The organism is Oceanihabitans sp. 2_MG-2023 (assembly GCF_030547245.1).
Classification (GTDB): domain Bacteria; phylum Bacteroidota; class Bacteroidia; order Flavobacteriales; family Flavobacteriaceae; genus Oceanihabitans.
In genome coordinates this window covers 149,524-163,028 of record NZ_JAUOQT010000003.1, presented here as the reverse complement: position 1 = coordinate 163,028, position 13,505 = coordinate 149,524, and the positions used below count along the sequence as shown (strand labels likewise).

The window sequence follows — 13,505 nt, the reverse complement described above, 5'->3', positions numbered from 1 at the left end:
ATATTTCCCATAGTTTATATAGTGTTCGAACAAAACAAATTGTTTAACCAAAAATATAATTATGAGTTATTTGAATATGAAAGATGAGAAATTATTACCTGTAGTTGTAGAACTGAATACACTACTTGCAGATTACCACATTTATTATCAGAAACTAAGAAATTTTCACTGGAACATTCTTGGAGAAAACTTTTTTGATCTTCACAATAAATTTGAAGAGCTATATAAAGATGCTCAAGGAAAAATTGATGAGATTGCAGAGCGTATTCTTACTTTAAGATTTCATCCAATGAGTAAGTATAGCAACTATTTAAAAATTTCTTCTATTGAAGAAGCAAAGTCTTTAAAATCGGATAAATATATGGTTGCCGAAATATTAAAAGACCATAAAATCTTATTAGAGCAAATGTCTAATGTCATTGTTAAAGCAGAAAAAGCTTCCGATGAAGGTACCATAGATCTTATTGGTGCTTACATTAGAGAATTAGAGAAAGCAAGCTGGATGCTAGATGCTTGGACTAAAAAAACTTCCGATAAGTTACAGAGTGTTATGGTGGATTAAGTTTTTAGTTTTTACTAAAACAAAAATCAATATAAACTCTAAAAACTTATACATATGAAAGCGCAATTAGAAACTGCAATAAAAGCCCTAATAGAAAAACTTCAAGGGTGGTTTACAACTGCAGTAGAAATGTTACCAAACCTATTACTTGCAATTTTGGTAATGACAGTAGCTTACTTTACAGCAAAATACATCAATAAATTTGTAACAAAATTAGTTTCAAAAAAAGTAGAACAAGATTCCATTAGTAAAATAATTGGTAAAATAGCAGCAGTTGCAATAGTCGTAGCTGGTTTATTTTTAGCATTAGGGATCTTAGACCTCGGAAAAACGCTAACTTCTTTACTAGCTGGTGCTGGTGTTGTTGGTTTAGCAGTTGGTCTAGCTTTGCAAGGAACACTTTCTAACACTTTTGCAGGATTAGTGCTTTCCTTTAAAAAGAAAATTGAAATTGGTCATTGGGTAGAGACTAATGGATATTCAGGTGAAGTTATAGATATTAATCTTAAAGATTTCACCCTAAAAGAAGCCGATAATAATATGGTTATTATCCCAAATAAAACCATTCTAGAAAATCCTTTAAAAAACTACTCCCTTACTACTAGAATGCGAGTTATGTTGGAGTGTGGAGTTGGTTACGAATCGGATTTAGAAAAAGTTGAAAAACTAACCAAACAAACTATAGCTAATATTTTTAGCCAAGTAAAAGATCCAAACGAAGTAGAGTTTTACTTCACAGAGTTTGGCGGTAGTTCTATAAACTATTTATGTAGATTTTGGATTGATGCCGATAGCGCATTAGAAAAACTAAAATCTAAAAGTAAAGCCATTATTGAAATTAAAAAGGCTTACGATAAAGAAAATATTAATATTCCTTTTCCTATTAGAACTCTGCAATTTGATAACAAATTAGCATTGCAAAAATCAGGAACACTTCAAGAAGAATTCTCTAATAACTAGAGTAAGAGTATACAAAGTATATTCTATTTTATAAAAATTTTAAAACCAAAAAGATATGTTACGTTGGACAATCACATTCATTATAATTGCATTTATAGCTGGAGTATTAGGCTTTAGCGGAATTGCAGGAGCTTCGGCAGGAATAGCAAAAATACTATTCTTTGTATTTATAGTATTATTTATTCTATCTCTTATTAAAGATGTAATAAGAAAAGCCTAAGCTAAACCATTAATAACCATTAATAACCATTAATAACCATTTAAAAACAATAAAATCATGAAAAAATTAATAATAGCACTAGTACTTATGTTTTCAATTTCAACGGTATTTACAAGTTGTAGAGAAGAAAAGAAAACACCAGGTGAAAAAATTGAAGAAGCTGTAGAAGATACAGGGGATGCCATTGAAGACGCTGCAGACGATGTAGAAGATAAAATGGAAGATGTGAAAGATGAAATAGATGATAAAGTGAAATAATATTTTATCACTAAAAACTAACAAAAGTTTAATCCTAAAAAACAGAAAAATAAAAATGAAAAATTTAATATATATATTTAGTTTACTAGTATTTACAACTACTGCTTATGCACAAAGCAATAATCCAGTAGATGTTATTGAAGAAACTAAAGTAAAAACAGTGAAAGTAAAAGAAGACGGAAAACTAATAGAAAAGAAAGTTAAAGTCAATACTGTACAAAAACAGGAAGTGAAAATAGACCCAAAAGATAGATATGACCTTAATGGAAACCGAATGGATACTCCTATAAAAGTTACAAAAACAGTTTCAGTCGACAATGATAAAGATGCCAATTACGAAACCAAAACAAAAGTAACTTACTATAAGTTTGATAATGCAGATTATGCATTTATTCCAGATGAAAAAGGATTTATCGTTGCAGTAAAAAATGGGGAAAAAGATAAAGCCTTTGGTAAAGCAAGATACTCTGCTAATAATATGAGTTATATTGTTACCACAGATGAATATACTGGTGTTGGTTATTTTGACAAAAATAAAACCTTTGTAATTGAATATTATGATGGGGAAAGTGACGGACTTGTAACTAAAGAGTTTAAAATTTCTAAATAATTATTTAGATACTAAGTCGTTTTTAATAAACGACCTAGATTAATAGCAAAAAAGCCTCGAGAAATTCGAGGCTTTTTGTATTTTTAAACAGATTTAATAACTGAAAAATGAACGAAACAATACCAAGAGAAACTTTTGACTTTTTTAAACGATTAGAAAAAAATAATAATCGTGATTGGTTTAATGAAAATAAAAAGGAATTTAAAGAAATAGAAGCAGAGGTAAAGCAGGTTTATAACCAATTATTCCAAATGCTTAATATACATGATGAAATAGATAAAATGAAAATGTTTCGTATTTATCGTGATGTTCGTTTTTCTAAAAATAAATTACCATATAAAACCCATTTTGGAGGTTCGTTTAGTCGTATAAAACCAAGCTTAAGAGGTGGGTATTACCTGCATATTCAACCTAATAACGAAAGTTTTATTGCCACTGGTTTTTGGGACCCTAACAAAGAAGATTTATTGCGTATTAGAAAAGAATTTGAACAAGATGATGATGAAATTCGTGAAATAATAGATAATAAAATGTTTAAAGATATTTGGGGAACATTTGTTGGAGACGAAGTAAAAACAGCTCCTAGAGGCTTTGATAAAGAACACAAAGCCATCGATTTAATAAAGAAAAAGCAATTTATCTTCACTAAAAAATATACAGATAAAGAAGTTATTTCAGCTAATTTTTTAACAGAAGTAGATACAGCGTTTAAAGCAATTAGACCTTATTTTAATTATATGAGTGATGTACTTACAACCGATCTAAATGGTGTTTCATTAATTTAATTACCTAAATTAAAATATTTTTTTTCGAAATGGCGCCAATAGAAATACTTTTAAGCAATTAAACGGCAGTTAGCAACTCTGGTTTTTCTAATAATTGAATGTTTCCAACTAATTGGTCTTTCACTATTCCCATCATACGTTTGTTTAAAGCAGAAGAGTTTTTAATATAAATAAGATACTCTTCGGTAGTAAATAAACCGATTACCATTCCTTTTAAAGAGTTTCTAAGTTTCATATCTTTTTGAAGTGCATTTTCAATATATACGATGCGTTTTTCAACAGATAAATCGTAAAAAACATTTTTATGTTTCTTAGCATAATTTTTAAAAACTTCCACAAATAATGGTACTTGTAGTTTTGCAATAGGTCTAAGTACAAGGTTTTGAAAACGCTCATCACTTGTCATATCATCATTAATAATAATAGATGCAATTTCTGGTCTTGCTTGCTTTAAATTTAAGTCTCTAGTATTCATGATTAAAAGTTTTTATTAAAATTAAATATAATTTAAAAGGCAAAATGGTATTAGCATTTTACTTGTTAACGGGTTTATTAACAAGCTATATTTTGGTATCTTTACCTAAAGTTTTTTAATATATAAACATGAAGTTTGGAAGCGTTACAAATCCAGAATTAGTAGATTTTACTTTACCTAAAGATCATAAAGACTCCTTTCGTTTTTTTAAGGATTTAAAACAACAAGAAACAAAACCTGAAATTTATGTTGGTTGCGCAAAATGGAATCGAGCAGACTTAAAAGGTTTTTATCCTAGAGGAACTAAAGATGAATTGGTATATTATTCTAGTCAGTTTAATGCCATTGAGCTTAATGCCACATTTTATCGGATTTTTTCGGCAGAACAATTTGCAACTTGGTATAATAAAACACCTGATGGATTTAAATTTTTTCCAAAACTAAACCAAGAGATTAGCCATTGGAAACGTTTACAAGAAGTAGGAGAGGTTGTAAATAACTACTTAAATAATGCGGTAAATCTTCAAGAAAAATTAGGAACCATTTTTTTGCAAATGCATAGTAATTTTTCCCCAAAGGATTTTAATAGAGTTGTAGAGTTTGTAGAATCATGGCCAAAAGAAATCCCGTTAGCTATAGAATTTAGACATACAAATTGGTACAATGATACAGCTGTAGCTGAAGATTTATATCCACTTTTAGAAGAAAATAATATTTCTAATGTTATTGTAGATACTGCAGGAAGAAGAGATTTAATGCATATGCGATTAACTAATAGTACTGCTTTTATTCGTTATGTTGGCGCAAATCATGTAAGTGATTATTCCAGATTAGACGATTGGATTGAAAGGTTAAAAATATGGAGCGACCAAGGAATAAAAGAAATTGATTTTTTTATTCATCAAAATATAGAAAAAGAATCGCCTTTGCTTTCCGCATATTTTATTGAAAAATTAAACAAAAAATTAAATAGCAATCTTAAAATACCTAATCAAGATTTGCAACAAAAATTATTATAATATATGAGATTTCATACCAGAAAATGGATTAAACCAGAAGATTTAAACCCAAACGGAACTTTGTTTGGTGGAAGACTTTTAGAATGGATAGATGAAGAAGCTGCACTTTATGCGGTTGTACAACTAGAAAATCAGCACGTAGTTACAAAGTTTATTACAGAAATAGATTTTAAAAGCTCTGCAAGACAAGGCGATATTATTGAGATTGGGATTGAACCTGTTACCTTTGGGAAATCCTCATTAACGCTGCGTTGTGAAGTTAGAAATATGATGACTAGAGAAACTATTATTACCATAGAAAAAATAATAATGGTAAACTTGGATAAAGACGGTAATACATTACCTCATAACAAAACAAAGGTCGAATTTGTAGGAGATAGGCTAAGTGATTAGTAATTAAACGAGTAAAAAACCATAATAACGATAATAAGTGGAAATTACAATATAAGTTAGCATATTGCAATATATTAATTGTTTAGTGTTACACTATCAATACGTTAAGAAAAAAAACATGCTATTAATCGCTTTTCGTAATGTAGTGTTTAGCTATTTTTTTAATTTTAAGCTCCTTATATTTTTTGCGCTTGTTTTATTAAATAGTAGAAACCTACATTCTCAAACTACTTTAATTCCTGACTCAAATTTTGAGCAGGCACTTATATCCTTAAATATAGATACCAATGGTTTAAATGGTAATATTTTAAATAGTGATGCACTTCCTGTAACTACATTATCTATTGGTAATATTGGTATTATGGATCTTTCTGGAATTGACGCTTTTAAAAGTTTGGTTAATTTATATGCTTATAATAATCAATTAACTTCCATAAACTTAAGTTATAATCCACATTTAGAAGTTCTAGATTTAGACAACAATAACTTATCTACTTTAAATATTGTTACTAATACATCCCTTAAAAGACTTTATATTAGTAATAATACTCTAAATGCTTTAGATGTTACAAGTAATATTGAATTAGAGTATTTATCTTGTAATCTTAATAATATTGCTGTTTTAGATACCTCAGGTAATCCGGATTTAAAAGATTTAAGGTGTTATTCGAATAATTTAAGTAGCATTAATTTTGCAAATAATTTAAATTTAGAACAATTATTTATTTCTGAGAACAATTTAAATTCTTTAAATATTTCTGCAAATTCAGACTTAAAAACAATAACCTGCGATAATAATAACTTGAATAATATCGATGTATCTAATAACCATTCCTTACGTTATTTAAGTTGTTCTAATAATAATTTAAGTAATTTAGATATTAGTGGGAATGATGATTTAAAACATTTACTTTGTAATAATAATAATCTAACAAGTTTAGGATTAAGTACTGCTCATGATTTGTTTTTATTATATGCGCAAAATAATCAAATTCAAAGCCTTGATATTTCTAATAATCCAGATATAAAATATGTAAGAGCAGAAAATAATATGTTAAGCATTATTGATGTAAGAAATAATAATAACCATCGTATTAATGAGTTTGTGGTAACCCAAAACCTAGGTTTAAGTTGTGTTTTTGTTGATAATACTTCTGCTAGTTATTTAAATTCTTGGGAAGTAGATGATTCTTGTAATTTTGTTGCAGATGAAAGTGAATGCCAAACATTATCTGTAGATGCTGTCTTAGAAGCAGATTTTAAAATGTATCCAAACCCTGCAACTACGCAAGTAACAATTAATTTAAATGCACCAGTTGCAAAGCTTACACTGTTTACTATAAATGGTCAGTTTCTTTTCGAAAAATCAATAAAATCAGGCAACAATACACTGGATATTTCTAATTTAAGTTCAGGTTTATATGTAGCAACTATTAAAACGGAAGATACTATAATAAATAAAAAATTAGTAGTACAATAGGTTACTCGTTAAGTAATTCTATAATTCTGTTTTCTAATTTACTGCCAGAAATTTTGCCACTTGCAATTCTACCTTGTTTATCTACAAGCATTTTAAATGGTATAGATTCTACACCATACCTAAAAGCTATCGTCTTATTTTTATCAAGTATATGCGTATTCCATGTTAAATTATCTACTTGTATTGCGCTTAGCCATTCTGGTTCACCTTTGTCTTCGCTAACACTTAAAATAACTAATCCTTTGTTTTTGTATTTATTGTGCAACTGTACAAGATTTGGATTTGTAGCTCTACATGGAGCACACCAACTTGCCCAAAAATCGACAAGAACTACTTTTCCTTTTAAAGCAGCCAAAGATATCGTTTGCCCATTAGAATTAGGACCACTTAAGGAATAAGCCTTTGGTCTATATTCTGTAGTTTTTACATTTTGCTGTATTTCTTTTTCTTCAAGAGTAATAATATTATTATGTATTAGCTTCATCGAAGGTAAGTTTTTAATGCCATCCGATAATGTATCATGAAGTTTTCGTAAGCTTTCTGTAGAAAAACTATGAAAATTCTCTTTTAGTACAAAAGGTGTGAAGTGGGAGTTATTGTTTTTTTCAATAAATTCTTTAACAAAATCAATTTTTTCAATTTGTAAGTTTTCTAAATCCGTATTCAATATAGAAGTTCGCTTACTTGCTGTTTGTGGAGATTTATATTTTAAAAATAGTTCCCGTTCTTTATAATCGAAAGCATCTATTTTAGATTTATAATCAAAATAAACCTGTTGTGTTTCCGAATTGGAAGAAGTAGAAGAAAGAAATAAATTGGTATTTAAAAACATGCTTATTTCGGATGCATCTACTAAAAATTTATACATGACATCACTTTCATCTACTTTAATAGCATAAAATTCAGGTTGATTAGAAATACCTTTAAATGAAAATGCCTTTTCTTTAATAGAGATTGTATCCATTAAAGTAAGTGTATCCATTTCTATTTTATAAATGTAAGCTGTATTTAAATTAGAATCAAAAGTGGTTCCTCGAACAATAAATTCGTTTGCCAATAAAGCTTCTGGGGCTTCATGGTTTTCATTTACTTTTAAAGATTTTTCCTTTGTACAATTTGATAAGATCAATAAAACAAAAGAAAGAACTAGAAAATGAGGGAATTTTTTTAGCATATTAAAGTATGTTTATTATGCTATATTACTAAATATTTTTCAGATATTTCTTTTCTACATAAAAAGTAGCAAAAGGAAGAATAGAAGCAATTAGTACGATAAACATGGTTTTCTTATTCCATTTAAGTTCCATTCCAAATAAAATAGCCAAAACAATATAAGCAACAAAAAGTAAGCCATGAGGCATTCCTAGTAGCTTTACAAAGTAATCGTTACCATTTGGCATACGTTTATAAATAGCAGCAGCCATTAATAAAAGATAAGAAACACCTTCTAATAAAGCGATTAAACGGAAAATATTTTTAAGTGAAAACATAGTAGTCAATTGTTTAAAACAAAATGATAGAAGCTCTTTTGTTAATTTTTAATTATTTTTTTAATTATAAAATCTTCCGAATTTTTATTCCATATTTTAATAAAATATAGTCCAGTGTTTAGTGATGATATATCCACATTATTTGTTGAATTACGTAACTTTTTTTCAAATATATACTTACCGTCAATGCTGTATATTTCCATTTGTAGAGGGCTTGTAATAGAAGTGTTAATATGAATTACATTATGTGCTGGATTAGGAAAAACATCTATTAAAGTAGTTGTGTCAGATATGTTATCTGTATGTAAGGATCCATCAAAATATTGAGTGGCTAAATCAAAAGATTGTACACCAATACTTTCACCAATAATTCGACCTCTAATATCATCAATAGGTGGGTGGATGCCTCCCCAAATACGAGATAAACTTGTTTGATCTGAAGCATCACGATATGTTGCCCATTGTAATGTCATGTTTTGAGTAGGGCCAGGTTCAAAAACTAAAAAATTATTTTGCTCAATGTCAAAAGTTCCCATTCCTCCAGGGAAAAAAGCATCTCCAGTTAATAAGGTTAAAACTTCAGCAGCAGCTCTAGAAAAGGTAGAGTGACCAGAAACATAACCGGCAAAAGGAGGTGTTACAAAAGTTGCTCTTTGGTAAGGCCACCAATGTGTGCCTAATATCCAATCTACACCAGCAATATCTGTATTTGGATCATTAATATAATCAGGACCTTTCCAAGAATATATTTTAATTTTATTAACATTCTCATCATTAGCACCTGCAAGTGGATCTCCTGTTTCAATAAGTTCTATAAAATTAGGGATTAATGGTAAACCATGTGGGTCATAACTAGGTAAAGATGCATTTGTACTTTGCCCTTTTCCTGCCATATATCTTATTGCAGATATTGGTCTTATATAATCATAATAACCTTTTATTCCCCAGGTATTAATAGCACTATCATGCATTGCACCTCCTAAGGTTACATAGCTTTTAACATCCCATTCTAAGTTATCTAATATCGGGCCTTCTCCATGCAATCTTTTTTCAAGAAGTGGATGGTCACTTACATAATTTAAGATAGTAAACCAATGTCCAGGAGGAGTTTCAGAATCTGGTCCATCAGCCCAGAATTCAGCTAGCACACGACCATAATCTGCACGTTTAACTATCTGCGGCTCATATGGGCTACCCGTATACGGGTTTACAGTGTGTCCCGAACTAGAATCTCCACCATTTTCAAAATTATAGAATACTTTATATTCTTCAAATGTTTCAGGGAAATTTTGAGAATCAAAATTTCCAATTGCTCCCGGTGAAATATCTATTAGTGTAGTGTCATTAGGATCTAAGTGAGATGACCACGATGCAACAAGCGCGAAATGCCATTTGTATGCATCATCTATTCCATCCTCATTAGAGTTTTGAATATATACAGGAGGACCCGGATCTTTATACACATAGCAATCATAGCCTAGGTCATTATATATATCTAGATCTGAAGCTTTTAAGCTAAACGGACTAACTTCTCCCCATTCTGGGCTTAAGAAACCCGGAGTATTTAAAGGGTAAGGATTTCCACTCTGATCTATATAAACATCAAATGCTAAAGGTTGCCATACATTAGGGTTAATATCTGTATTATCTTCATATAAATCTAAAATTAAAGGCTCGTTAGTAGGCGAATAATTAATATTCGCATATTGATTTCCCTCATTAGATCCATCTTGTAAACCAAAAGTGATCATTTGATCTGCCATATAATTTCCTAAAGCAGCATAAGATCCAGTGCTATAATCTATAGAGGTATAATTAATGTCATAACCATAACTAAGAAAGAGGTTTTCTATTGAAGGATAAATTTCTGTTCCATAATTAGGGGAGTTTTGAAATCGATGCTTTATTAAATTAAAAATAGCATAGCTAATGATTTCTTGTCTAGCTAAGTTTACATTTGCAGGAGTAGTAATACCGCTAAAACTAAAGTCAAATCCATCATAAGTTTTTCCTAAAAAAATAGTTTCGGCTTGTTCATCAAATATAGCCCAAGCATCATACATTAGTGACGAGGTATGAAATAGATTTCTTGCGTGTACTGTTGGTCTTGCATAATCAGACCGTATTGCATTTAATACTTCTTCATTCCACTCTCTAGCCACAGAATGTTGTGCAAAATTAATTGTAGGAATTAGAAATAGGAAACAATAAAATATTACGATTTCTTTATTCATTTATAATAAATTTCACCAAAAATAAGAAAATAATATTAGGATAGGTGTATAAGTTTAACGCATCATTGAAAAACAATTATACTAGATTTAGTATATTTATTGCAACGTATTAATCACAAACTAATCTTATGAAAATAATTAAACTAATATTGATGCTTATTGCATTTGTATTTATTTCCTGTAAAAAAGAACCAGAACCTATTTCTCAAGAAACCACAGAGTTTAAAATCGACTACGAAAAATTTGTTTTAGATAATGGATTAGAAGTTATTCTACATCAAGACCATAGTGATCCTATAGTAGCTGTTGCTACGATGATGCATGTTGGGTCTAATAGAGAAAAACCAGGAAAAACAGGTTTTGCTCACTTTTTTGAACACATGAGTTTTAACGATTCTGAAAATGTTCCTGTAGGAGCAAATAGAAAAATGATTCCAGAATGGGGTGGAAGTAGAAATGGAGGAACATGGAGTGATGGAACCGTATATTATGAAGTAGTACCTAAAGATGCTTTCGAGAAAATTTTATGGATAGATTCCGATCGTTTTGGTTATATGATTAATACGGTAACAAAAGAAGCTTTAGAACGCGAAAAACAAGTCGTTAAAAACGAAAAACGACAACGTGTAGATAATGCAGCTTATGGATATACAGACGAAATTATTAGAAAAAATCTCTATCCAGAAGGACACCCTTATAGTTGGACAGTTATTGGAGCGCTTCCAGATTTACAAGCAGCAACTATAGATGACGTTAAAGAATTTTACGAGCAGTATTATGGAGCGAGTAATGCATCTTTAGTAATTGCTGGAGATATTGATATAGAAGAAACTAAAACACTTGTAGAAAAATGGTTTGGTGAAATTCCTAGTGGACCAGAAGTACCAGAATTAAAAGCAGACCCCGTTGTTTTAGAAGAGACTAAATCTCTATATTTTGAAGATAATTTTGCGAAATTACCGGAATTAAGAATAGTAATTCCTACTGTTGAAGAATACCATGAAGATGTATATGCATTGCAAATTTTAGGACAACTTTTAAGCGGAAGTAAAAATGCACCTCTATATAATGTTATCGTTGAAGAACAAAAACTAGCACCAAATGTTGGCACCTACCAATCTAGTAGTGAAATAGCAGGCGAATTTATTTTTAGAATTCGTGCAAACGCTGGAGTAGATTTGGATAGTGTAAAAAACGCTATTGATGAAGGTTTAACCAAATTTGAGACTAACGGGGTTAATGTAACAGATTTAAAACGTATAAAAGCAGAATTAGAAACCAATTTGTATCAAGGAGTAAGTACCGTTTTAAACAAAGCATTTCAATTAGTTCAAGACAACGAGTTTAAAGGAGACCCTGGTTTTATTGTAGAAAGTGCTAAATTAACAGAAGCTGTTACTGCAGAAAGCGTAATGCGAGTATTTAACAAATATATTAAAGATAAAAACTATGTAATGACCAGTGTCGTACCTAAAGGACAATTAGATTTAGCAGTTACAAATGCTAAACCTGCCAAGGTATGGATAGAAAAAGTTCGTTATAATGTAGCAAACGAAGAAGTAGGTCAAGGAGCAGAAGCAGTCTACGATAAAACACCATCAAAGCACGATAGAAGCGAACCAGAATTTGGAGAGTTACCCTTATTTAAAGCACCATTAGTTTGGACAGGTAACCTTGAAAATGGTTTAAGCTTATTTGGCATTGAAAACAAGGAAGTCCCTTTAGTACAGTTCGATATTACTATTCCTGGAGGACAATTGCTAGATCCAATAGGTAAAGAAGGAGTCGCAAGTTTATTAAGCGATTTAATGATGGAAGGAACAGCAACAAAAACTCCTGCACAATTAGAAGAAGCAATTGGTATGCTAGGAGCTTCTATAGGTATGTATAGCGCAAAAGAAGATTTTCATATTACCGGTTCTTGTTTAACCAAGAATTTTGAAGGCACTATGGCTTTAATAAAAGAAATTATTTTAGAACCACGTTGGGACGAAGCAGAATTCGAACGACTAAAATTAGCTTTAGAAACGAATCTAAAAGGAAGAGAAGCAAATCCTAATGCAATTGCTGCTAATGCTTTTAATAAATTGATTTATGGCGAAAATCATCGTTTTGGCACACCTGGTTCCGGAACATTAGAAAGCACAAAAGACATTACAATTAAAGATTTAAAAGCATATTATAATAACCTTTCTCCAAAAGAAGCCAATTTTCATATAGCAGGAGCAATTACGAAAGAACAAACAGAAAATGTAGTTAGTGTATTAAATAACTGGAATGGTTATAAAATTGCTGTTCCGCATTATAATTTACCAATTAATAACTTAAAAGGGAATGTCTATTTTATTGATGTTCCAGATGCTAAACAATCGGTTTTACAAATCGGTAAATTAGCTCTTTCAACAAAAGATAAAAATGCAAATAAACTTGAATTTGCAAACGAAATTTTAGGAGGAGGATCTAGTGGTCGATTATTTCAAACCTTACGTATAGAAAAAGGATATACTTATGGTGCATATTCGGGGTTTTCTGCAAGTAATGAAGTTGCACCTTTTACTGTTAGATCTAGTGTGAGAGCAAATGCAACTTTAAAGTCTTTAGAAATTATTAAAGCGATGCTAACAAATTATCAGGCTAGTTTTACAGATAACGAAGTTGCATTAACTAAAAACAAAATTTTAAAAGGAAACACAAGAGCTTTCGAAAGTTTAGGGTCACAATTAAATGTGTTAAGAAATATTAGTAAATACCATAAGCCAGACACTTATATTGTTGATGAACAAAACGAATTAGTAAATATGACTTTAGAGGATTATAAAACTACTATTAAGAATTATTTAAACGAAGAAGAAATGATTTATGTAATTGTTGGCGATAGAAAAACACAACTACTAGAAATTGAAAAATTAGGAAAACCAATTATAGAACTTGATATTAATGGGAATGTAGTAGAATATGACAAGTATGGAAATGTTATAGAATCTATTTTATAAATAATAGATTATACAAAAAAAGCAAC

General features: G+C 30.0%; 14 protein-coding genes. 10 read left to right on the top strand and 4 right to left on the bottom strand.

Annotation, left to right across the window (positions count from 1 at the left end; translation table 11 throughout):
• Window positions 1-61 precede the first annotated feature (61 nt).
• The 6 genes from Q4512_RS07395 to Q4512_RS07370 all read left to right on the top strand — a co-directional run bounded on the left by Q4512_RS07395 (window position 62) and on the right by Q4512_RS07370 (window position 3,395).
• The gene (locus Q4512_RS07395) at window positions 62-562 is read left to right on the top strand and encodes a Dps family protein (RefSeq protein ID WP_303423511.1); all 501 of its coding nucleotides are present in this window, start codon (window positions 62-64) and stop codon (window positions 560-562) included.
• A 54-nt stretch (window positions 563-616) separates the two neighbouring features.
• Window positions 617-1,522, top strand: a complete 906-nt coding sequence (locus Q4512_RS07390; RefSeq protein ID WP_303423509.1) for a mechanosensitive ion channel family protein — start codon at window positions 617-619, stop codon at window positions 1,520-1,522.
• Between the two features lie 55 nt (window positions 1,523-1,577).
• Complete coding sequence (locus Q4512_RS07385; protein WP_303423507.1) at window positions 1,578-1,742, top strand: DUF1328 domain-containing protein; 165 nt, start codon at window positions 1,578-1,580, stop codon at window positions 1,740-1,742.
• A 57-nt stretch (window positions 1,743-1,799) separates the two neighbouring features.
• Entirely contained in the window at window positions 1,800-2,000 is a 201-nt protein-coding gene (locus tag Q4512_RS07380; RefSeq protein WP_303423505.1) for a hypothetical protein, read from the top strand.
• A 55-nt stretch (window positions 2,001-2,055) separates the two neighbouring features.
• Window positions 2,056-2,610 carry a hypothetical protein gene (locus Q4512_RS07375; protein ID WP_303423503.1) on the top strand — a complete coding sequence of 185 codons (555 nt, stop codon included), beginning with the start codon at window positions 2,056-2,058 and terminating at the stop codon, window positions 2,608-2,610.
• Between the two features lie 107 nt (window positions 2,611-2,717).
• A complete protein-coding gene (locus Q4512_RS07370) occupies window positions 2,718-3,395 on the top strand; it encodes a DUF2461 domain-containing protein (RefSeq protein WP_303423501.1) in 678 nt (225 codons plus the stop codon).
• 58 nt (window positions 3,396-3,453) lie between these two features.
• Here Q4512_RS07370 and Q4512_RS07365 read toward each other — a convergent pair whose 3' ends face one another.
• Complete coding sequence (locus tag Q4512_RS07365; RefSeq protein ID WP_303423499.1) at window positions 3,454-3,870, bottom strand: glyoxalase; 417 nt, start codon at window positions 3,868-3,870, stop codon at window positions 3,454-3,456.
• Between the two features lie 128 nt (window positions 3,871-3,998).
• Here Q4512_RS07365 and Q4512_RS07360 point away from each other — a divergent pair, with 128 nt between their 5' ends.
• The 3 genes from Q4512_RS07360 to Q4512_RS07350 all read left to right on the top strand — a co-directional run bounded on the left by Q4512_RS07360 (window position 3,999) and on the right by Q4512_RS07350 (window position 6,762).
• A complete protein-coding gene (locus tag Q4512_RS07360; protein WP_303423497.1) occupies window positions 3,999-4,889 on the top strand; it encodes a DUF72 domain-containing protein in 891 nt (296 codons plus the stop codon).
• 3 nt (window positions 4,890-4,892) lie between these two features.
• Window positions 4,893-5,282: an acyl-CoA thioesterase gene (locus Q4512_RS07355; protein ID WP_303423495.1), complete on the top strand. Its 390-nt coding sequence runs from the start codon at window positions 4,893-4,895 to the stop codon at window positions 5,280-5,282.
• A 118-nt stretch (window positions 5,283-5,400) separates the two neighbouring features.
• On the top strand, window positions 5,401-6,762 hold the full coding sequence (locus Q4512_RS07350; protein ID WP_303423493.1) for a T9SS type A sorting domain-containing protein: 1,362 nt from the start codon (window positions 5,401-5,403) through the stop codon (window positions 6,760-6,762).
• A gap of 1 nt (window position 6,763) precedes the next feature.
• Here Q4512_RS07350 and Q4512_RS07345 read toward each other — a convergent pair whose 3' ends face one another.
• The 3 genes from Q4512_RS07345 to Q4512_RS07335 are packed head-to-tail and all read right to left on the bottom strand — an operon-like array spanning window position 6,764 to window position 10,486.
• Complete coding sequence (locus Q4512_RS07345; RefSeq protein WP_303423491.1) at window positions 6,764-7,936, bottom strand: TlpA disulfide reductase family protein; 1,173 nt, start codon at window positions 7,934-7,936, stop codon at window positions 6,764-6,766.
• 28 nt (window positions 7,937-7,964) lie between these two features.
• Window positions 7,965-8,252 (bottom strand): DUF3817 domain-containing protein, encoded by a 288-nt coding sequence (locus tag Q4512_RS07340; protein ID WP_303423488.1) that lies wholly within the window; start codon window positions 8,250-8,252, stop codon window positions 7,965-7,967.
• A 41-nt stretch (window positions 8,253-8,293) separates the two neighbouring features.
• The gene (locus tag Q4512_RS07335; RefSeq protein WP_303423486.1) at window positions 8,294-10,486 is read right to left on the bottom strand and encodes a T9SS type A sorting domain-containing protein; all 2,193 of its coding nucleotides are present in this window, start codon (window positions 10,484-10,486) and stop codon (window positions 8,294-8,296) included.
• A gap of 128 nt (window positions 10,487-10,614) precedes the next feature.
• On the opposite strand from Q4512_RS07335, the gene Q4512_RS07330 reads away from it, so the two are divergent.
• Window positions 10,615-13,479, top strand: coding sequence for a pitrilysin family protein (locus tag Q4512_RS07330; RefSeq protein WP_303423484.1), 2,865 nt, complete (start codon window positions 10,615-10,617; stop codon window positions 13,477-13,479).
• Window positions 13,480-13,505: the final 26 nt, after the last annotated feature.

Coding starts and splice junctions, on each gene's coding strand:
- Q4512_RS07355 (WP_303423495.1), top strand. CDS start 4,893: ATGAGATTTCATACCAGAAAATGGATTAAACCAGAAGATTTAAACCCA.
- Q4512_RS07375 (WP_303423503.1), top strand. CDS start 2,056: ATGAAAAATTTAATATATATATTTAGTTTACTAGTATTTACAACTACT.
- Q4512_RS07365 (WP_303423499.1), bottom strand. CDS start 3,870: ATGAATACTAGAGACTTAAATTTAAAGCAAGCAAGACCAGAAATTGCA.
- Q4512_RS07360 (WP_303423497.1), top strand. CDS start 3,999: ATGAAGTTTGGAAGCGTTACAAATCCAGAATTAGTAGATTTTACTTTA.
- Q4512_RS07380 (WP_303423505.1), top strand. CDS start 1,800: ATGAAAAAATTAATAATAGCACTAGTACTTATGTTTTCAATTTCAACG.
- Q4512_RS07395 (WP_303423511.1), top strand. CDS start 62: ATGAGTTATTTGAATATGAAAGATGAGAAATTATTACCTGTAGTTGTA.
- Q4512_RS07385 (WP_303423507.1), top strand. CDS start 1,578: ATGTTACGTTGGACAATCACATTCATTATAATTGCATTTATAGCTGGA.
- Q4512_RS07345 (WP_303423491.1), bottom strand. CDS start 7,936: ATGCTAAAAAAATTCCCTCATTTTCTAGTTCTTTCTTTTGTTTTATTG.
- Q4512_RS07330 (WP_303423484.1), top strand. CDS start 10,615: ATGAAAATAATTAAACTAATATTGATGCTTATTGCATTTGTATTTATT.
- Q4512_RS07350 (WP_303423493.1), top strand. CDS start 5,401: ATGCTATTAATCGCTTTTCGTAATGTAGTGTTTAGCTATTTTTTTAAT.
- Q4512_RS07340 (WP_303423488.1), bottom strand. CDS start 8,252: ATGTTTTCACTTAAAAATATTTTCCGTTTAATCGCTTTATTAGAAGGT.
- Q4512_RS07390 (WP_303423509.1), top strand. CDS start 617: ATGAAAGCGCAATTAGAAACTGCAATAAAAGCCCTAATAGAAAAACTT.
- Q4512_RS07370 (WP_303423501.1), top strand. CDS start 2,718: ATGAACGAAACAATACCAAGAGAAACTTTTGACTTTTTTAAACGATTA.
- Q4512_RS07335 (WP_303423486.1), bottom strand. CDS start 10,486: ATGAATAAAGAAATCGTAATATTTTATTGTTTCCTATTTCTAATTCCT.